This is a genomic window from Pseudoalteromonas sp. SR41-7 (assembly GCF_014163935.1).
Lineage (GTDB): Bacteria > Pseudomonadota > Gammaproteobacteria > Enterobacterales > Alteromonadaceae > Pseudoalteromonas > Pseudoalteromonas distincta.
Genome location: NZ_JACJEF010000004.1, coordinates 320,733 through 342,366 on the forward strand (window position 1 = coordinate 320,733; position 21,634 = coordinate 342,366).

Annotated in this window: 15 protein-coding genes; 9 read left to right on the plus strand and 6 right to left on the minus strand. The window is 40.4% G+C overall.

Annotation, left to right across the window (positions count from 1 at the left end; all coding sequences use genetic code 11):
- The first annotated feature begins 1 nt into the window (after window position 1).
- From H5092_RS07715 to ttcA, 9 genes are all read left to right on the plus strand, one after another.
- Window positions 2-187: a CcoQ/FixQ family Cbb3-type cytochrome c oxidase assembly chaperone gene (locus tag H5092_RS07715; RefSeq protein ID WP_024597380.1), complete on the plus strand. Its 186-nt coding sequence runs from the start codon at window positions 2-4 to the stop codon at window positions 185-187.
- Window positions 184-1,218, plus strand: a complete 1,035-nt coding sequence (ccoP, locus tag H5092_RS07720; RefSeq protein ID WP_138488889.1) for a cytochrome-c oxidase, cbb3-type subunit III — start codon at window positions 184-186, stop codon at window positions 1,216-1,218. The genes H5092_RS07715 and ccoP overlap by 4 nt, the downstream gene beginning before the upstream one ends.
- Before the next feature lie 149 nt (window positions 1,219-1,367).
- A complete protein-coding gene (locus H5092_RS07725) occupies window positions 1,368-1,859 on the plus strand; it encodes a FixH family protein (RefSeq protein WP_002963075.1) in 492 nt (163 codons plus the stop codon).
- An 8-nt stretch (window positions 1,860-1,867) separates the two neighbouring features.
- Entirely contained in the window at window positions 1,868-4,243 is a 2,376-nt protein-coding gene (locus H5092_RS07730; protein ID WP_182733251.1) for a heavy metal translocating P-type ATPase, read from the plus strand.
- Window positions 4,240-4,407: a cbb3-type cytochrome oxidase assembly protein CcoS gene (ccoS, locus tag H5092_RS07735; RefSeq protein WP_002963071.1), complete on the plus strand. Its 168-nt coding sequence runs from the start codon at window positions 4,240-4,242 to the stop codon at window positions 4,405-4,407. The genes H5092_RS07730 and ccoS overlap by 4 nt, the downstream gene beginning before the upstream one ends.
- Complete coding sequence (locus H5092_RS07740; RefSeq protein WP_182671756.1) at window positions 4,400-5,071, plus strand: sulfite exporter TauE/SafE family protein; 672 nt, start codon at window positions 4,400-4,402, stop codon at window positions 5,069-5,071. The genes ccoS and H5092_RS07740 overlap by 8 nt, the downstream gene beginning before the upstream one ends.
- A gap of 70 nt (window positions 5,072-5,141) precedes the next feature.
- A complete protein-coding gene (locus tag H5092_RS07745) occupies window positions 5,142-5,879 on the plus strand; it encodes an FNR family transcription factor (protein WP_002963069.1) in 738 nt (245 codons plus the stop codon).
- Between the two features lie 103 nt (window positions 5,880-5,982).
- On the plus strand, window positions 5,983-6,909 hold the full coding sequence (gene uspE / locus H5092_RS07750) for a universal stress protein UspE (protein ID WP_182733252.1): 927 nt from the start codon (window positions 5,983-5,985) through the stop codon (window positions 6,907-6,909).
- A 172-nt stretch (window positions 6,910-7,081) separates the two neighbouring features.
- Complete coding sequence (ttcA, locus tag H5092_RS07755; RefSeq protein WP_002963067.1) at window positions 7,082-7,996, plus strand: tRNA 2-thiocytidine(32) synthetase TtcA; 915 nt, start codon at window positions 7,082-7,084, stop codon at window positions 7,994-7,996.
- An 82-nt stretch (window positions 7,997-8,078) separates the two neighbouring features.
- Here the strand turns inward: ttcA and H5092_RS07760 are convergent, their stop codons facing one another.
- The 6 genes from H5092_RS07760 to recC all read right to left on the minus strand — a co-directional run bounded on the left by H5092_RS07760 (window position 8,079) and on the right by recC (window position 21,474).
- Window positions 8,079-9,140, minus strand: coding sequence for a hypothetical protein (locus tag H5092_RS07760; RefSeq protein ID WP_165723935.1), 1,062 nt, complete (start codon window positions 9,138-9,140; stop codon window positions 8,079-8,081).
- 265 nt (window positions 9,141-9,405) lie between these two features.
- Window positions 9,406-10,476, minus strand: coding sequence for a hypothetical protein (locus H5092_RS07765; protein WP_039490101.1), 1,071 nt, complete (start codon window positions 10,474-10,476; stop codon window positions 9,406-9,408).
- A gap of 284 nt (window positions 10,477-10,760) precedes the next feature.
- The gene (locus tag H5092_RS20815; RefSeq protein WP_182733253.1) at window positions 10,761-12,086 is read right to left on the minus strand and encodes a PAS domain-containing methyl-accepting chemotaxis protein; all 1,326 of its coding nucleotides are present in this window, start codon (window positions 12,084-12,086) and stop codon (window positions 10,761-10,763) included.
- Window positions 12,087-12,564: 478 nt separating this feature from the next.
- Window positions 12,565-14,613: an exodeoxyribonuclease V subunit alpha gene (gene recD, locus H5092_RS07775; RefSeq protein ID WP_182733254.1), complete on the minus strand. Its 2,049-nt coding sequence runs from the start codon at window positions 14,611-14,613 to the stop codon at window positions 12,565-12,567.
- Complete coding sequence (gene recB, locus H5092_RS07780) at window positions 14,610-18,188, minus strand: exodeoxyribonuclease V subunit beta (protein WP_182733255.1); 3,579 nt, start codon at window positions 18,186-18,188, stop codon at window positions 14,610-14,612. The genes recD and recB overlap by 4 nt, the downstream gene beginning before the upstream one ends.
- Complete coding sequence (gene recC, locus H5092_RS07785) at window positions 18,175-21,474, minus strand: exodeoxyribonuclease V subunit gamma (RefSeq protein ID WP_182733256.1); 3,300 nt, start codon at window positions 21,472-21,474, stop codon at window positions 18,175-18,177. Before recC ends, recB begins: the two co-directional genes overlap by 14 nt.
- Window positions 21,475-21,634: the final 160 nt, after the last annotated feature.

Sequence of the window (21,634 nt, forward strand, 5' to 3'; positions counted from 1 at the left end):
TATGGATTACGGAACATACAGAGGCATTTTGACTCTGGTAATTTTAGTATTGTTTATTGTGATTGTTGTATGGGCATACAGCAAGCGTAGCAAAAATCGTTTTGACAGCGCTGCTAATGCCATTTTTGAAGATGAAAAAAAACATAACAACACACTCTCTAACGAGGAAAAGGAGTCTGAAAAATGACTAGCTTTTGGAGTATTTGGGTTATTGTATTAACCCTTGCATGCTTATGCATCATCTTTGGCCTATTAGTGTGGAACTTAAAAAACTATGCTGGCGTAAAAGAAGGTGAAAGCTGTGGACATGAATTTGACGGCATTGAAGAGCTAAATAATCCACTACCAAAATGGTGGACTTACATGTTTTTCGCAACTTTTATTTGGTCAGTATATTACCTTGCAGCTTTCCCAGGTTTAGGTAACTGGGAAGGTTTTGGCAAATGGACTAGCTCTAACCAAGGTATTACGTCTTTAGCTGAATCTAAAAAAGCAGTTGCAGAGGCCAAAGCAGAAGGTCGTTTTGTTAAACTTGATAAAGAGTATGAAGCTGCAGAAGAACGCTTTGGTCCTATTTTTAATCGACTTGCACAAGTGCCGGTTTTAGATTTAGTTAATTCTAAGTTTGAAGGTGACGCAGCGCAGCAAGTTGCTCTTGAAAATGGTGACAAACATGAACAAACAGATGGTCAATTAGCCATCGAAATTGGTCAGCGTTTATTCTCACAAAACTGTGCGCAATGTCACGGCTCTGATGCACGTGGTGGAACAGGCTTCCCTAACCTAACTGATAAAGATTGGTTATATGGCGGTACACCAGACAAAATTAGAGAAACACTGCTTAATGGTCGTATAGCTGCAATGCCAGCTTGGGGCGATGCTCTTGGTGAGCAAGGCGTTAAAGAAATGACTGCACATGTGCTGAGCCTTTCTGGTCGTACTGTTAACCAAAAAGATGCTGCCGCAGGTAAAGCTAAGTTTGCAATGTGTGCAGCATGTCACGGTGCTGACGGTAAAGGGTCGGTTGCACATAACCTACCATTTGGCGCGCCTAACCTGACTGATAACATTTGGTTATACGGTGGTTCTCAACGTGCTGTTGAAGAAACACTTAACCACGGCCGTGCTGGTGTAATGCCTGCTTGGAAAGACATTTTAGGTGAAGATAAGATTCACTTATTAACAGCCTACGTTTACAGTTTATCGCAAGATAAATAAGCACACGGTTAATAAAATGTTTATAAATTAATTTATTTAATTCAATAGATTAATCCAGATCAAAAAAGCCTCCAGTCGGAGGCTTTTTTTTAGTCTTTTACGTATAATTCCTATAAAATAACGCTTCCTAAACTAATTTTAGAGACACTATGCAACCTACTCCGTGGTATAAAAATTTTTGGCCTTGGTTTTTAATCTTTTTTCCGTTAGTTGCAATTATTGGCTGTATTAGCTTATTTATTACGGCAATAGGTAACGGCCCAGATATGGTTGTTGACGACTACTACAAAAAAGGCAAAGCAATAAACTTAGAACTGACTAAGTTTGAAAAAGCAAAAGCACTTTACTTACATGGCGAATTAAATGTAACCAACGAGCGTGTAAGCTTTAAGTTTACAAAAGGTGACAGTAGCAACGTGCATGTTTTAAAACTTTCGTTTTACCACCGTACTATTAAAGCGCATGACTTTGAGGCCACACTTACACCTAATGCCAATCAAGAATTTACTGCATTACTTGATAAGTATACACCAGGTGCATACTCTGTATTTATTGAGCCAATTGATGGCAGCTGGAAACTCAAAGAAAACATTGTTCTACCGACGGCTGAAACCGTTTTAGTTACTCCTAACTATAAGTAATCATCACTATGTCTCACTCTTGCTTTCATTGCCTTGAAAGTGTGCCAAACGGATTTAGCGCAAACGTTATAATTGACGATATAGCCCAGCCAATGTGTTGCATTGGCTGCCAAGCAGTTGCGCAAAATATTGTTGTTCAAGGTATGACTGATTATTATAAATACCGAACTGTTCGCGCAGGCAAGGTTGAGCAACTGGTACCTGAGCAACTCGCATTTATAAAAAGTTATGACAACGAAGATATTCAAGACGAATTTATAGCTACTAACGACAATATCTCAGAGGTATTGTTGAGTGTTGACGGTATAACCTGCGCAGCGTGTGCATGGCTTATCGAAAAACAACTCTTAAACTTAAAGACTGTAAAACGGGTTGATGTAAATACATCCACCAACCGCGCGATGATCCAATGGGATAAAACCAGCACCCCATTGAGCGAAATTATTACTTCCTTAGCCAAAATTGGTTATAAAGCCTACCCATTTCAATCAGATATTGAAGCTCAACAAAAGCAACAAACTGCCAAAGCCTATATTCGCCGCTTAGGTGTTGCAGGCTTAATGACCATGCAAGTTATGATGTTTGCGTTTGCCATGTACTTTGGCATGTTCTCAGGGATGGACAGCAATTTTGAGCAGTATTTTAGATGGATCAGCTTAGTACTTGCCTCTCCGGTTATTTTATATAGCGCACTGCCCTTTTTAACCAACGCCATAAATGGCTTAAAAGCAAAACAGCTCAATATGGATTTACCCGTATCGCTGGCTATTTTTGGTGCGTTTGGCGCAAGTTGTTACGCCACATTTATGCAAGTCGGCGAAGTATATTTTGAATCTGTGTGCATGTTCACCTTTTTACTTTTATTAGGTAAGTACCTTGAATTTAGAGCGCGTTTAAAAGCGAGCGAATTTACTGCCAACTTACAAAAATTATTGCCATTAACAGCCCGTACCATTAACGACAGTGGTGAAGAACTTATAATTGCAGCCAAAAAACTAAAACTTAATGACGTAGTACTCATTAAAGCGGGTGAAACAATTCCTGCCGACGGCGAGCTTATAAAGGGTAAAACTACGGTTGATGAATCAATGATGACGGGCGAACACCAACCCGTTACAAAATTTATCGGTCACAATGTCTACGCCGGTTGCGTTAACCACGACGGCGTTATTGAAATAAAAATTAATAAAATTGGCCAAAATACCCTTTTAAATCAAATTATCCGCTTGCAACACAACGCATTAACTAAACGCCCTAAACTGGTTGAAATTACAGATAAAGTTGCGCAATGGTTTATAGCGTGCCTGCTTATATTTGCTTCACTTACAGCTATTGGCTGGTACCAAATTGACCCTGAACACGCATTTTGGATCACCATTTCGGTTTTAGTTGCTACCTGCCCATGTGCCCTGAGTTTAGCCATACCAACCGCACTTACATGCGCGGTTGCAACCTTGACCCGTAAAGGCGTATTAATAAAACAAGCGCATGTGCTCGAAACACTCTCACAAATTACGCTATTTGCCTTTGATAAAACAGGCACACTCACCCAAGGTAAATTTAGCCTAGATGAAGTAGATATACTCGATAAGCAATACACAAAAGCGCAAGTGCTAGATATAGCAGCTATGTTAGAGCGTTATTCTGAACACCCTATAGCCAGCGCATTTGATGAAATTACTCCTGCTCACCACAATCTTAATAACGTTGAAGTGCATCCAGGTCTGGGAATTAGCGCACAAGATGCAAACAATCATTATGCAATTGGTAAAAGTGGTTGGTTTGATAGCAAAAAATCAAATGCACAAGCAAGCTTGTATATAAATAAGCAGGTTGTTGCACGTTTTTACTTTATTGATAAAGTAAAAAACGATGCTCAAAAGCTTATAGGCTCACTTCAATCGCAAAATTTAACGTGTCATATGTTAACCGGTGACGCATCAGATGCTGGGCAAAAAGTAGCTAAGCAACTCAACCTTGAAAGTGTGCAATCTGGGTGTTCGCCACAAGATAAACAAACAGCCGTTGAAAAATGGGCGTCACAAAACGAAGTTGTAGCAATGGTCGGCGATGGCGTAAACGACAGCCCTGTATTTGCCAGTGCACATTTATCTATTGCTATGGAAACCGGTGCTGACATATCAAAAAATAGCGCCGATGTAGTGCTCCTTAATAGCGATTTAGCTTCGATTGATCATTTACTCAATGTGGCAAAACAAACCAGACGAATTATTAAGCAAAACCTTGCACTGTCTTTATTGTATAATGCATCCATATTACCATTGGCAGCGCTGGGCTTAGTCGCTCCGTGGATGGCTGTTATTGGCATGTCTGCCAGCTCAATTATTGTGATTAGTAATTCACTAAGGCTATTAAAGTTATGAGCATAATTTACATTTTGATCCCCATTGCCATTTTGTTTGTCATTATTGCTATAGGCGTTTTCTTTTGGGCCGTAAAAAGTGAGCAGTTTTCTGATTTAAATAAGCAAGGTCATAGTATTTTGTTTGAAGACGACAAAGAGCAACATAACAAAAGTAATGATTGACCCTCTTTACACCAGCGCATTTTTAATGGGGCTAATAGGTAGCGGTCATTGCATTGCGATGTGCGGCGGTATTGCAAGCTCATTACAACTGGCAAGTGATAAACGCAAAGCATTCACCTATTCATTTGCCTATAATACCGGACGTGCACTGAGCTACATGGCAGCAGGTGCACTTGTTGCTGGTATTAGCAGCCAATTTGCTAGGCAAAACACATCTTTTTCTTTAGCACTTTCATTCATTGCAGCTATTTTTATGCTCCTTGTCGGCGTGTATATAATGCGCTTAGGCCCTACGTTGCAATGGTTAGAAAAAATTGGTAAAACCTTAGTGTGGCAACACATTGTTAAGCTAAATAAATACTTAATGCCTATTAACTCACCATTTAAAGCCCTAGGTTACGGTGCTTTGTGGGGATGGCTTCCATGTGGACTTGTTTACTCAGCACTTACATGGGCGATGACTAGCCCAAGTGCCCTAGACGGTGCTTTAGTGATGCTTTGTTTTGCTTTGGGTACTTTCCCCGCAATGATCACGTTAGGCGTTACCGCACAAAAACTAAATAGTATTATTAACCACCCTTGGACCCGAATTGTATTGGGCAGTGTTATAATCTGGTATGGTATCTACTTATTGATAATTGCAACTGACAAGCTGATACAATAACCTATTCGCAGTATTAACCTTTTATGGTTATTTTGCAGTCGTGTGTATAAAAATTTAAACGGATTAAATTATGGATTTCTCTCAAAGTCGCGCTAAAGGTAATTGTGCTATTAGCTGTAATAACTGCAGTATTAGTCAATTGTGCTTGCCATTTTCTCTCAATGGCCAAGAAATGGATAAGCTAGACGAAATTATTGAGCGAAAAAAACCACTCCATAAAGGCGATTATCTATTTGAATCAGGCGCGCCTTTACAAGCTATTTATGCTGTACGCTCTGGCTCATTTAAATCGTACACATTATCAGAGCAAGGTGATGAGCAAATAACCGGGTTTCATTTAGCGGGTGACTTAGTAGGCTTTGACGCGATAAGTAAAATGGCGCACCAGAGTTTTTCACAAGCACTTGAAACGTCAATGGTGTGCGAAATACCATTCGATACCCTTGACGAACTTGCTGGTAAATTACCAAAACTTCGTCAACAAATAATGCGCTTGATGAGCAGCGAAATTACATACGATCAAGAAATGCTGTTATTACTCAATAAAAAATCAGCAGAAGAACGCTTAGCTAGTTTTATTTATAACTTATCAGAGCGTTTTGGTGAACGTGGTTTTTCACGCAAAGAATTTAGATTTACCATGACTCGCGGTGAAATAGGTAACTACTTAGGCCTTACCGTAGAGACCATTAGCCGTTTATTAAGCCGTTTTCAAAAAGCCGACTTAATAAAAGTAGAAGGTAAATTTATTACAATTTTAGATAATGATGCCTTAGCTAAAACGGCAGCAATCGTTAAGCCTCGCTAAATTAAATAGTTTGATTTAGAACAACAATTTATATGCTACCCCTTTAACTGTTTTATATTTGCGTTACACTAATTGTACACCCGTTAGGCAAATGGAGTAGCATATGAACACTATTAAACGCATTATTGCGGTTATTGACCCTACCAAAGACGATCAACACGGTTTATCACGTTCAATAGACTTAGCCAAAAAATCTGGCGCAAGTATTACCGCCTTTATGACGGTTTACGACTTCTCTTATGAAATGACAACGATGCTATCTGGCGATGAACGCGAAGCAATGCGTGATGCCGTACTAAAAGATCGCCAGCTATGGCTTAAAGATTTGGTTTCACCTTACAAAGATATAGATATTGACACCCAAGTGGTTTGGCATAACCGTCCTTATGAAGCCATAATCGATACTGTAATTGATCAAAAGTACGATTTAGTAATTAAAGGCACACATCAACATGGTGCACTTAAATCCGTTATTTTCACCCCTACCGACTGGCATTTAGTACGAAAATGCCCTGCCCCGGTGTTGTTTGTTAAAGAAATGGCATGGCCAGAAAACGGTAATATTTTAGCTGCTGTGAATGCGGTTAGTGAAAACGAAGAACATGTAGCACTTAATAAACGGGTAATTAAAGACGCACAATTTTTATGTGAACTTGCCAACGCAAAACTTAATTTAGTTAATGCTTATCCTGCAACGCCCATAAATATAGCAATCGAAATTCCTGAGTTTAACCCTGGACTTTATAACGAATCAGTTAAAAAACACCACATTGAATCAACCAATGCACTTGCTGCTGAGTTTAATTTAAGCCAAGAGCAATGTTTTATTGAAGAAGGCCTACCTGAGGATGTAATCCCTGATGTAGCTAAGCGGTTAAATAGCGAATTAGTTGTTATTGGTACCGTCGGGCGTACCGGCTTAAGTGCTGCTCTTGTAGGTAACACAGCAGAGCATGTAATTGATAGCCTAGACTGTGATGTACTGGCACTCAAACCCGATGGTTACGTGAGCCCACTTGCAAAAAACTAGATTAACCAAAAGGTTTTTAGCAAGTAACAGCTCATATACTACTTGCTAAAAATACCGTGTTTAAATTGCTTTTAATTACATCCTAAACTCGCATATTCAGGTGGTTTGGGTATAATACGCCCCTTTATTTTTAGCAAATAACTTTGCTGTATTGTTTTACTAGGGGGCGTAATTGTCACACTCAGATCAAGCTAAAGCTCAATTTAACTTAAATAAGCTACAAAAGCGTTTACGTCGCCAAACTGGTCAAGCCGTTATGGACTTCAATATGATTGAAGAAGGTGACCGTATAATGGTGTGTTTATCAGGTGGTAAAGACAGCTACACAATGCTTGAAATGCTTCAACATTTAAAACGTGTAGCACCTATAAAGTTTGATCTCGTTGTTGTAAACCTAGATCAAAAACAACCAGGGTTTCCTGAGCACGTTTTACCCCAGTATCTTGATAAATTAAATGTAGAATACAAAATTGTAGAAGAAGATACCTACAGCATTGTTACTGACATTATTCCTGAAGGTAAAACAACCTGTTCACTTTGCTCACGACTGCGTCGTGGTATTTTATACCGCACAGCAAATGAGTTAGGCGCAACTAAAATAGCCCTTGGCCACCATCGTGACGACATGATTGAAACGTTGTTTTTAAATATGTTTTACGGTGGAAAACTAAAAAGTATGCCGGCTAAATTAATGAGTGATAACGGCGAGCATATGGTTATTCGCCCACTTGCATACTGCAAAGAAAGCGATATAAGCCAATACGCATTTGCACAAGGTTATCCAATTATTCCGTGTAACCTATGTGGTTCGCAAGAAAACCTACAGCGTAAACATACAAAAGCAATGCTCGCTAAATGGGATGCTGAGCACCCAGGCCGTATTGAGAGTATTTTTACAGCAATGCAAAACGTCGTGCCTTCACACTTAGCTGATGCTGATTTGTTTGATTTTAAAAACTTACAAACCGGTGAAGTCATTGATGGTGGCGATATAGCTCTTGATAAGCCAGACATTCCTAAAGTGCCTGTTACTAATGAGCTTGATGAACAAGAAGCGCCAAGTGTAGTTACTATAAATTTAAGCTAACATATCTAGGCTAACAAATTTAAGGGGGTTGTATTTATGTACAACCCCCTTAAATTTACCAATTCAGCCTTACGTTGTCTTTTTAACTCTCAGCTAGGCCTTGTAAAAACTCTAAACTTAACTTTTCTTGTGCATTAGTCTGATACGGCAACTGCTGTAAACTGTCGTACGAGAAATCGTTTATATCAAAATGGCTTATTTCACTATTCCCAAAGCTGTTACGCTCACCTGGGCTTGGCGACATTCTTTCTATTACAAAGTCACTTAAGCGCATATCGGTAACGCCCTTAGGTAATACTGACCAATGAGCTTTTAAGTCTACGGTTTGGCTCCCTTGTGTTAAGCGTTCCTTAGATACCAAATGAGCAAGTGGTGTATCACCACTATATAAATTCGCCCTAACACGATACAAACCACTTTTTATCACCGTTAAATTAGCTGGCATAATCATGTTTTCATTTTGAGCATAAGCAATTTCAAAACCTGTCAAAGTAGCACTTGGCGGCATATATTGAATTTGCGCAACTACGGGTACTTTTTTGCCGTCAACATCGCCCTGCACATACACTTGCAAACTACGAGGGTAATCTTCATCTTCTTTAAATGTAATAATTGCCTCACCTTCACGCGCATTGCCCGTATGGGTATTTAATACTTCCTTTGTATCAGTATTTGCAAGTTCAACGACCACTTTACCAAGCCCTTGAGCGCTTACCTTTATTGTTATTTCTTCTGGATATACAAAACGATATTGTTTGAGGCTTACCGTTAAAGCATCGCCGCTTTCACCTATGGGGCTCGACACAGGATAAAACTGATTTGGCTTTAATCGATCTTCATCTAAAGGACTCAAAGGTTGGGAATAAGGAGGAAACTTAAGTGCACTTTCGTATTGCATCACCACTTGCTGCGCTGCTTTTGTTAGGTCTTCATTAAACGCAATTTGCTTTTTTGATTGTGGTTTTTTAGCTTTAGGGACATCTATAGGGATCACTTTTACAGGCGATAAGTCAGGTGCGTTCGCGCTGTGTTTAATCTGTGGTTTTATTGGCTCAGCAACTTTATGAGCATCATTTTTACCAGTAAACCATAGCGAGAATAAAATAGTGCTAATAATTAAAGCAACGACATAAAATTTTTTCATTTTTATATTTCAATCTTTTATAAGGCGTATAGTTTTTAATACCAATCTGCTTATATATGGGGTCTATTTAACGTTAAGAAAATTACGCTAGAACTAGGCAAAAATTTTTGTATCTAGTTGTTCTCGGCAATTGCTCCCTGCATTGCTCTACCTCCTGCATCCATGCAGTCGTAAATAAAAAATTTTTAACGACATTATAGTGGAATTTAATTTGTTAAATTGATCAAAGATTTATGCAGATTGGTATCACTACACGCCTTCTATGTTATGGAATCACATTATAAATAAGTGCTGATGCACTTAAATTATTTGAATCCTTAATATAACGATATTGTTTTTTCCAAAACCAACTACCTGTAGTTTTATCAAACGTATTAAACCCTACGTTATTACCTTCAACATTTACGTTATTCATGGCTATTGTGACATTACCTTTACGCTGCGCGTTATGTATTTCGTTATGGCTATAACTGTCACTCATCATCATTGGATAATGATTTGGCATAAAGCTACTAACAGCATCACCTTGGGATTTTAAATGGCCATCTGTATCAATACTGCTGCTACAACTTCCAAACGAGCCAGCCGAACTTGCACCACATGAAGAGTGCGATGCTACAACCGAATCATCATTACCTTTTAAAAATCCACCTGTTAAACCTAAATACGCATTACCATCTGCCACAAAGCGTAATCTAGGTGTACGTGCATCAGGAAATGGCGATATTTTACGGGCATTATTCACTTTTAAATCGTGTAATACACCAACAGCTTCGGTTACATCGCTCCCTAGCCACCATTTGAGTGCTGCATCGACCGCAAAGTTCCATGATGCGCCAGTTAGAGCACTAACGGCTACATCTGCAAGCTCACTTCCACCACCCGCGCCTGCTAAATCAAACGTCGCAACAATATTAAGCGGCTGTAAGCCTGCGTTTTCTAACCAGTTTTCTTGGTTATCAATAATATGGCGTGCAACTAAGTCGCCTGTTGAATGTGTTACAAATACACAGCCATCACTGCATAAATTAGAGCGTGAAATTTGCTTTAACTTTGGCCACACCCAATCGGTAGCAATTTTACCTTCAATTCGCTCATAAGCAGGCCAATCAATTCGCTCATCTGCACGATTATTCCAGTACGATTGCCAATATGTTTCACCGTCATTAATTACATCACTACCCGACTTATTGGTTATTTGCGAAGTTTGTAACCCGTGAATTAATATAATTTTGTAGTCTTTACTCGCAGCAGAAAAGCTCATTAGCATAGCAAGCCCAGCACCAATTAGGTGACTTGGTTTAATTAATGTGTGTGTGCGCTTAGTGTTGTTCATACAATTCCTTAATGTTATGTACGTAATATTTTATTATCATTTAAGGTATTCATACTAGGGCTTGTCAGCCTTGGCGTTCACCAGTATTAGGAACAAAGAACAAAAATGCAACAACTTATTATCATTTATAGGGGTGAAGAAACTTATTACCTATTATTTAATGGGTTAAAAAAGAATAGTTGTTAAATTTAAAATTATCAGGGGTGTTTCGAGAGTAATATTGAGGGGGTAGGTTGAGCGGGTACCGGTAAAGGTGCCCGCTTTAGAATAAGGACGTAACTAATCTAGCCGTTAGCTTTAAGTTCACTGGTAAATTGCCCAATCGCATTCACAACTTCTTGTGCGCCTTGCTGAATTTCCTGCATCACATCACCCGACTCTCTAGATAGTGCTAAACCTTGCTCTGCTTTTTCTTTACCTTTTTCTATTACAGCCACCGTATTTTGGGTTTGTGATTGGTTACGCTGTACTACTTCTACTATTTCTTCTGTTGCTTTTGATGTACGCGATGCAAGCAGTCGAACCTCGTCTGCAACCACAGCAAAGCCTCGACCTTGCTCGCCAGCTCTAGCCGCTTCAATTGCGGCATTTAATGCTAACAAATTGGTTTGCTCTGCAATACTACTAATACTTTGTACAATACTCGATATTTGTTGCGACTGCTGATCAAGCGCTGAAATTTCACTTGCAGCTTGCTCCATGTTAATAGCAAGCTCGGTCATTACTGTAACCGTATCTTGTATAACGCTCGCGCCTTGCTCTGCTTTTTTATCAGTTTGGGTTGAGGTGCTATAAGCAATTTCGGCAGCCTGAGATATCGCAATTTCTTGATTTACTTGCTCTGTAATAACTGTTGCAAACTTCATTACTTTATAAAGCTCATTCGCGTCATTTGAGATTGGGTTATATGACGCTTCTAACCATACAACATTGCCGTATTTATCAACACGCTTAAAGCGCTCCGCTATAAACTGTCCTTCTCTCAATTTAGCCCAAAACTGTTGATACTCTTGGGAATTATACTCTGAAGCTTCACAAAATGTGCGATGGTGTTTTCCTATTAATTCACTTTCTTGATAACCCATTGCTGATAAAAACTGCTCATTTGCTTTTAAAACATGGCCTTCTAAATCAAATTCAATTACTGCCATAGAGCGATATATCGCTTTGATAGTGTCGCTTTGCTCGCGGGAAGCCGTAATTGTTTTTGTAAGCACACTCCCGAATATAGAAAAATAGAGCAACTGATCTTGCTCCCCTTTTACAGGATGTACTATTAAACGTAACCATTCAGCTTTACCATCACCGCGCGCAATTTGTAATGCACCGCCCCAATGTCCTTCTTTTTTTATAGCTTGCTGTAGGCTTTTAAATTCGACAGATTGACGAGATGACTCAGTAATAAAATCATCAAAAGAGTTATTAGTAAGATCGTCTTCGTTGTAGCCTAAGTTTTCTAAAAACCTATCATTGGCGTGCGAAATACGCCCATCATAAAGAATATTAACAACTAACATCTCTCGGTAAAGCCCTTCCCACACTTGTTGTAACGGATAGAGTTCTGCTTTTAAAGAGGCTATTTCATTTTGCTTATTTTTAGAAAAAAACATTAATATCCTTAATTGGGCGTGTTGACCTTTGTGGATTGAAATTTGTTCAATCTAGGGGCGATTAAATCACGGCGCGAGGTTTGTAACCTAGTGGGCTCGATAACTGCTCCTGCGTTATTCTAATGGCTTACATCCATGTAAGAATAAGTAAAAACCGAGCAAAGCTTCCGCGTCCTGCTCACGCCCTTACCTACATCCATGTAGGCAACAAAGAGTTAATCGTCCCTAGAAAGAACCCAAAGGGCAGCGTATGTTTGGTATCTATACTACGTTATCGCCTATTTATGGGAAATACCACACTACATAGGCTCTGCCTTGCCTAAAAACCAAACACACTACTGCAAATTCACCCACCAAAGATCAACACGCCCGAATACATTCAATATAAAATTAACTTTAGTATAGAAGACATTTATAATAACGCGATAAATAACAAGCAGTTTGAAGCTAAATTATTAATAAAAAATTCAAATTAAGCTTAAAATTGTAACCTTTCATATAAACCTGATGCTCTTGATACGCTTTTATTCATTGCTAGTTGCAGTACTTTTTTGTCAGCCACCAGCTCAAACTTATTTTTAGCGCGGGTTATTCCCGTATACACTAATTGCCTGTTAATACCCATGCGCGCTTGTTTTAGCGGTGGCAGTACCATAGCGGTGTAACTAAACTCTGAACCTTGTGATTTATGAATAGTCATTACGTATACTTTATCGTGTGCAGGGAGTCGTGCTGGCGAAAATGCTCGTTGATTACCTTGCTCGTCAATAAATATGGCTTTGAGCTGATTACTTTCATCGGGCATTAAAATACCAATATCGCCGTTAAATAACTTAAGCTGGTAATCGTTTTGGCTCACCATAATGGGCATGCCTGTATAATGATGAGTATTAGGGCTAACTGTTATTAAACCTTGCTGTTGCAATACGCGCTCTATTCGCTGATTTAAGCTATGCACGCCGTAATCGCCCTCTCGTACCGCAGCTAAAAGCTGGTAACTCGCAAAAGCAGCATGCACCTGTGCAACCTCTGCACCTTGGGCAATTAAATTAAGGTATTTTGCATAATGACTTGCTGCACTTTTAACAAGCTTTTCAATTGGTTTCGCTACAAAGTCGTAATCTAAAATTACATCGTTAAAACGCCCTTCACTACTTTCTTGCTCAACGTAATTTAAAATACCGGTGTTATTTGTGTTTACCGCAAGTGCGAGTTGACCAATGCCGCTTTGTGCATCAAATCGATAACTGTGCTGTAAAAAGGCAACGCAATCTGCGAGTTTAAATTCACTCACGCTTTGCGCTACGAGCTTAGGCTCATTATTAAAACATAAGCTATTTAGCTCATCACAACGTGCTTGCGAGTAGCGTGGCGTTTGCCCAAGTGTTAAACCTTGGCATAAATCGCTCATTACGCTGCCAGTATCTACCGAGGCCAGCTGGTCTTTGTCACCTAGGAGTATTAATCTCGCATGCGCAGGCAGTGCTTCTATTAATTTAGCCATCAGCGATAAATCGACCATACTGGCTTCGTCAATAATCAGCACATCTAAATGCAGTGGATTGCTTTTGTTATGTCTGAATTTATTAGTAAACGGTTTTACGCCCAATAAGCGATGAATAGTCTGAGCGTTTTGCGGTATCAGCGTTTTTATAACATCAGGAATCGTTGTGAGCTTATTTTTAGCGCCTAAAATAGACTCACTTAAACGTGCAGCGGCTTTACCTGTCGGTGCCACCAGCTTAATGCTAAGCGGCGCGGTTTTATAAAGTGACTGCAAAATAGCCAACAACTTAGTCACTGTGGTAGTTTTACCGGTACCTGGACCACCCGTGATCACGCTAAAGCCTTTGGTGGCAGCAATCGCACACGCCACTTTTTGCCAATCAGTTTCAATTGCAGAATCAGCAGGAAAATAGGTATTTAAAAGTTCTGCCAATATTTCATTATTAATATTGAGCTTTCGCTCGCTCATACTTAATAATCTGTCAGCGAGTGTTTGCTCATAACCGGCAAGGCGCGCAAAATAAAGTCGCTCTTTAAACAGTTGCAGTGGTTTACTCTCGCCCACGCTTTCATGGTTTTGTAAATAACTGAGCGCTGTATGTACATTAAAGTCATCACTAAACGGGCTTAGCGTACTGGGTACATTGCCATCTAGTTTATTAAAGTCGCTTTTGCGCAAGTTAAAAGGATTGCTCCAGTCAACCTCATTTAAGGTTAGGCAGCTATGCTGGCTTTGCTGCGATAAGCACAGCAATAAAATAATATAAAACAGTTCATTATGAGGTTGCTCAATGTCATTAGCACACAGTAATTCTGCGAGTTTAACATCAACTACACGTAGTCTATTTAGCGCTAATAAATACTCAAGTAACGGTACTTCGATAATCGTATTATTTAACACAATGTCCTCTAATGAGGCATCTTGTGCTACATTTTTTGAAGTAAGAGGCTCTGCTGCATCATTATCAAGTGTCTCGTCAATATCGTCAAACAAGCCAGGTTGCTCATTTAAATCGCTCATAGCATGGCTCCTTGGCTAAATAAGCCATCTAAAATAATCACTTGTTCTTCAGTTAGCTTTTTAAAGTACACACCTTGCCCTGCCGGCATTCCTCGTAAAAATGTGTAATACACGCCGCCTAAATGAGTTTCTACCGAGTAATCAGCTATACGTTGTTTTAATAAACGATGCAGTGCTACGGTGTAAATTAAATACTGTAAATGATACTGATGACTGCTCATCGCTTGCTCAAGCATGTCGCTCTCGTAATCAGCTGGCGTGCTACCTAAATAATTAGACTTATAATCTAAAATATAATATTTGCCTTGGTAGCAAAATATTAAATCGACAAAGCCTTTTAACAAGCCCTTTACGTGCGAAAATTCAAGCTTACTTTGTGTAAAACCAAAATGTTTAACCAGCATTTCGTTTAGCTTTGGTGCACTTAAGCTCTCAAGAGGTAAATTAAATTCCATTTCGACTAGGCAATCTTTGGGTGTAAGCACACCCAATGAAAGAAGGCTTTTTTCTAAAGAACTGTTATCTAGGGGGCACGCAAGAACATCAAGTACCCACTTTTCAGCCACTTCTCGCCATTGATCACCTATGTGGTACTTTTCAAGGCTGCGCTTAACTACTTCAGATAAGTTTTGCTCGGTATTAGTTGGGTGAACTATTGGGCTAGTAAAATCTATTTGTTCAAATATTTCGTGTAAACAGCTACCAGGCTTTGCCCCTTTAGGAAAACTATAAGGTGATGGTAGTTCGTCCTCTTGCACTGCAAACTCGTCTTTTTCGTGATCTTCATCACTTCGCCCTGGGGCTAATTGGTCGCTGTGCTTTTTAAAGCTCAACGCACTAAAGCTGGTTGCTCGCCAGTTACGTTCAATATTTGCTGTTACTTTATTAACACTTAACGTTTGCTGCGCACTTTCACTGTTATTAAAACAAAGTGTTCCCTGCTCTAATAATGTTTGTGAGGTAAATTGCTGATAGCTCATCGCGATGTTAGCGTCGCAAAACTCACTTAAATGCGTGCGCCATGTTTGGCTACTGGCAAGTTCAAGCCCTGCAAATAAAACATGCCCAAGTGCACTACTTTGCATAGCCAAGCGGCTACTTTGTCCTTGCCCAATGTTATAAACACCAAGCGCACAAAAATGTACGGCGCGAGTAAGTGCTACATAAAGCAGGCGTAAATCTTCAGCTAGGCGTTCTTGTTCTGCTTTTTGAAGGGCATCTTCGTCTTTACTTAAATCGTAAACTAGCTTGCCATTATTATGATAAAGCGCTTCTTTTGTTTCGCGATAGCCACTGGCAAACGGCATAAATACCAAAGGGTATTCAAGCCCCTTTGAGGCATGCATAGTGACAATTTTAACTAAGTTGGCGTCACTTTCAAGGCGTACTTGTACTGTTTCACCGTCTTGTTGGCTTACCTTTTGTGCAAACCATCGCAGTAAACGCAGCGTGCCTTCAAGCTCTATTTGTTTTTGCTGAAGTATTTCGCCCAAGTGCCTAAAGTCCGTCAGCCAACGCTCAACGTTATATCCTAACCCTTGCCATTTAGCGCTAAGCTGGTTATGGCTCATTAAGCGCTCAAGCATGGCCATAGCGCCTTGCTTGTTCCAAATGTGGCTAAGTTGTGCAAAAAAGTTTAAGTAGTCTTGCCATTTATTTTCATCATCAGCGAGTGCATGTATTTCGTTATAACTTAAACAAAATAGCGGACCCGCTAAAACACCGCGCAGCAATGACTCATCATATTGTCCATGCAGCGCTGTTAAAAAGTTAAGTAGGTGATGGCTAAGCTCTTGGCTAAAAACGCTCTCGCGCGATAAATACACACTGGCTATTTTGGCTTCGCTAAGTGCTTTTTTCATTATTTGCGCTTCAACACGGTCGCGCACTAATATACAAATATCGGCAGCGCTTACAGGGGTACTGCCAATACACGCATCCCCTTGTTTTGCTTTTTCAAGCAGGGTGACTATTTTATTAGCAAAGTGAGTGGCTAAATGCGCTTGCCCTATACCTTTATTGGTTGGTTTGTTTTTTTCGTCTGCGGCTTCATCCACAAATACATTAAATTCGAATGCGGTCGCGGGTTTGCCATCAATTAAAAAAGAGTCTTCCGCTTTTTTACCTTTAGCAGCTACTGCGTTAAAGGGGATGGCGTCGTTATAAATAAAGCTGTTAGCGTGTTTGCCAAATAAACTATTAACGCTATTGACTATATCGGTGCTTGAGCGAAAGTTAGTACCCAGCGTAAATTGCTGATCAGTCTGTACAGCTTCTTTTGCGCCAATATAGGTAAAAATATCTGCGCCCCTAAAGCCATAAATAGCTTGTTTAGGGTCGCCTATCATGGCAAGCGTGGTATTTTGTTGCCCATAAATTTTACTAAAAATACCGTACTGAATCGGATCGGTATCTTGGAATTCATCAATCATGGCAACCGGGAACAACTGCGCAATTTTTTGCGCTAGTACGTCGCCTTGCTCGTTATTAAGCGCACTATGTAAATTGGTCAATAAGTCATCTGGGGTGATAACGCTTTGCTCTTGTTTACGCTTAACTATTGCGGCTTTTACCCAGCGTGCTGCATGTTGTATAACCGCTATTTTGAGCCCTTGGTTTATGGTGTTGTTAAGGGCGGCAAGCTCGTCAAACTGACTCAGTAATGGATGCACAAATAATGGCTGATTTTTTTTATAATTGCTCACATCGCTTAAGCTTTCTGTACTCCACACTTCAAACGAATACTTGCTAGTGCCAAATTCAAAAAACAAATCACCCCCTAAACAAAATGCTTCAAGCGCACCAAGGCTGCCTTTTCGTGCTGGCGTTTTAGACCCGCTTAAACCCGAGCTTTTAATAGCACCGATAAACTCTTGCTCTAACACCGCTTTTTTAAATGCAGGCACACGGGTTATGTACTCGTCACGGGCTTTCCATACATCATCTAAATTTATTTGTGGTGTAATGTGTGCATTAGCTTTGTTTAAAATGCTCGCCACTTGAGCGAATAAAGACTCTGGTGCGGCAAATACATCTAAAATAGCATCGGTGCGTTCTTTATTAAGTGGGTATACAAACGCACGCCAAAAATCTTTAATGGTTTCGAGCAGTATGTCGCGCTCATCTAAAATAAATTCGAGATTAAACGCCACTCCCGACTCAAACGCATGTTGTTTTAGCATCCGCTGACAAAAGCCATGAATAGTAAAAATAGCGGCTTCGTCCATTGATTTAGCAGCTGCATCGAGCAAATCAAACGCGCGGTGCTTATCATCAATTTTGGCAATTACGCCTTCAATGAGTTCGTCGTTTGGGTCTTGCCCAAGCAATGCGTCGCGCGCAGCAATAATTCGGCTACGTACGCGGTCTTTAATTTCTTGAGTGGCAGCGTCGGTAAAGGTTACTACCAAAATTTGCTCAACACTGAGCGGCGTATTTAACTCACCTTCTATTTGCATACCTAGTAAGTAACGTAAATACAGCCCCGTAATTGTATAAGTTTTACCAGTACCCGCACTGGCTTCTATTAAACTTTGACCAATGAGCGGCATAGTAAGAGGATTAAGCGCTTGCATGGTCACTCTCCTTTGCGTGTTCAAATAAAGGCGTGAGCAATTTATCACTCCATTTTATAAATTCTTCTTGGCAGTCGTTTAGCGATTGCACCGTTAAGCGAATATACGGGTTTTCGCCCTCGCCTCGCCCTATGTATTGCGGGCTAAATTTGCTCATTGCTTTTGTTATATCGCCGCCGCTTTTAACGTATTCATAACCACTTACCGGAAAAAATGGCACAGGCTCTGCGCGCAGCGCTTTGTATAATTCAAACCAATCAAGTAACAATGCATCGGCATCAGCTTTATTAATTGGCGCAAAGGTAATTTGCTTATCGAGTCCAAGTAACAATGTTTCTACTTGTTGATCCATACTTTGCGCTGCGAGGTGATAAATAAAGCCTTTAATTAAATCTTTCGCTTTAATACTCGCACTGCGGTAAAACACTTGTTTTTGCAAATAAACATGATTGAGCCAGCCCTCTACTTTGGTGCCTTCAATGGTAAGCAAAACTTCTATCGGCTCACTTTTTCCGCCTTTAATGTGCTCTTTTACTTGCCCTGCAAGCGCGTCAACTCGGTGCTCCATACTCTCAAATATGAGGCTGCCTACATTGGCTTGAGGTAACTCACCCCGCTGCAGTATCTGCTCGGTACTCAGTGGTTGCTCGTTTATATTGGCTTTAAGTATTTCATCAAGGTAAAAATAACGGCGCAGCGCATCTAGGCTAAAGGGTTCTTCGTCTTTTGCTACTTCGTTAAATTGTGGTAGGCGTAAGCCCAATGTTTGTTGATAAAAGCTCTCTTGTGCGCTGCACACACTTCTAATAAACACATCGAGATCTAGCTGATCTGGCACAGTCACATCAAGCGCAATAACTGGCTCTGGTTTAATTGACTCACTTGGCAGCCAAATTGGATTGTAACTGTGGTTGCTCAGCACAGTATTTGCTTGCTCATCGGCTAAATAGTAATGGCTATTAAAGGGCTGTAAATGCTGCTGATTAATTAGACATGCGGGCAGCGTTTTTTCACTCTTTTCGCTTAATACAAAACTACGCCCAATATATTCTAACAGCTCGCTTACAAGCGTTGATGGCATGCGCGGTTGGTTATCAAAACACGAGCGACCAATGTAACTCATGTATAAGTTGTCGCGGGCACTCAGTAGCGCTTCTAAAAATAAGTAGCGGTCATCTAATTTACGTGATCGGTCACCTTTTTGCTTTTTAGAATAAGGCACCAAGTCAAAACCAATGGGTTGTACGTTACGCGGGTAGTCAGCATCGTTTAAGCCCAGCATGCATACCACTTTAAATGGTACGGCGCGCATGGGCATAAGCGTACAAAAGTTTACTTGCCCAACCAAAAACCGCTGCCCTACGCCTTTTTCTTGAATGCCTTGTTTAACTAAGTAACTAACAATACGCTGCGAAACCGCTTTACTGTAATCGCCGTTGTCGTGGTGTTTTTGTAACTCTTCGAGCACGTTTTGAAGTACTAATAAATCCCAGCTGTCGTCGCTTTCACTTTCGTATATAGCGTTTAATAGCTCGCTTAAAATATGCGCTTTATTAGTGAGCATGTCATCAGGCGTTAGCTGCTCTTTAAAGCTTTGCAGTACATCAATAAAGTGCACGAGCTTGTTGAGCGTATCAAGCGCCATGCCTTCTACTTCATCAGCGCTGTAAATACCGTTAAACGGGCATTGTTCGTCGCGCATGGCTATACCAAGCAGTAAACGGTTGAGCCCATGTTGCCAGGTATTTAAATCGATAGCGGGTAAATCAAAGCTGCTTTTATGCGCTGCGTTTATACCCCATTTTACCCCTACACGTTCAAGCCAATATTGAATTTGCTCGTATTCGTGCGCTTCAAGCCCAAACTTTTCGGCTATTTGCGTCACTTGTAATAAATCGAGAATATCCGACACACCAAAGCGCGAAAACGGTAAGTTAGCTAAACTCGCAAATGAGCTAAGCACGGGCTTTTCTTGCTCTATGGCTAAATCGGCCAATGCGTAAGGAATAAAACGGCTGCCTTGCGCCCCGCCAAATACAGCTTCAATGTAGGGGCTGTAAGTGCCTACATCGGGCATCATGACAATTATGTCTTTGGGAGTAAGCGTTGGGTTTTGATTAAATAAGTTAAGTAAGTAGTCGTGCAAGCGCTCAACTTCTCTGAGCGGTGTATGGCAATCGCTGAGCGTAATGCTGGTGTCGGTTGCGCTGATTGGTAATTTACCTTCGTCGTTTATAAACCACTCTTTGTTATCGGTCAGCGATTCGCCTTTAAACGCAAGCTGATAAATCTCACTTTGTACTTGCCCTAGTAAGGTGTCGTCAAACACATCAATAAAGCCATCAATCCAACGAGCATCTAGCTGTACAAGTTGTTCAAAGTAGTCGCGACCTAATTTACCCCACGACGATAACAACGGATTACCAATAAAGTAGTATTCTTCATCTGGATTGGTTTGTTTTTTTTGTTGCGCTTCCACCAGCGGCATTTTAGCGTATTTAGCGCTTATTTTAGCTGCTGTTTTTTCATCTATAATATCGCCCCAGTAGTGCTCACTTGGGTTAAAAAAGAATAATATAACCTCTGTTTTTTTACTCAGTGCTTCAAACACCTCAAGCTGGGAGCTGGCAATCGCCGATATACCAAATAAACTAATGCGTTGTGGCAGTAAGCTATTGTCCATGGTCTCAAGTGCTGCAAGTAATTGCCCTTGCATGTTAGCGCGATGAAATTGGCTTTGCCCAAGTTCTTGGCTTAGCTTTACAATGCGTCGCCATAAATCAGGTTGCCATGGGGCAATGGCTACATCTACGTCATCAAGCTCATCTTTGCCGCTATCCCATGTGGCTATCCAGTGCGGTCGGTACATTAAATATTGGTCGTACACATCGGCTATTTTTTCGCATAGCGCAAAGGTTTTTTGCCCGTCAATATCGCCCTCTAAATAGGTTTTTAGCGGCAAATAAAGCGGTTCATCAATGCAGGTTGGTAAAATTGCAAACAGTTTCCAAGCAAGGTTGGGCTTATTAAATGCCGACTCTTTAGGGACATTTGGCAGTAATTGCTGATACAACTGCCAAATAAAGCTCGACGGCAGCGGAAAATCTACCTGCGCTGCAACCCCTAAGTTTTCGCTCAAACCTATTTTTAACCACTGCGACATACCCGGCGATTGCACTAGCACCACTTCTTTGTCGAACGGGCTTTGCAATGGGTTTATTTTTAACAGCTGGTGGAACTGCGCTTGCAGGGCTTCCATCCGGTTTGATTGAATAATATTTAGCATATAACACTGGCCTTGCTTGAGATAAAACCAGTGTAAGATATTTTCAATATTAGGGGTAGCTATTCACTGAATTTGGTTCTAATAAATCAATACGTTAGTCATTAAACAGTCAAAAAGCCCATCAGTGATGGGCTTTGCTTTAATTTAGTTACTAACCCTA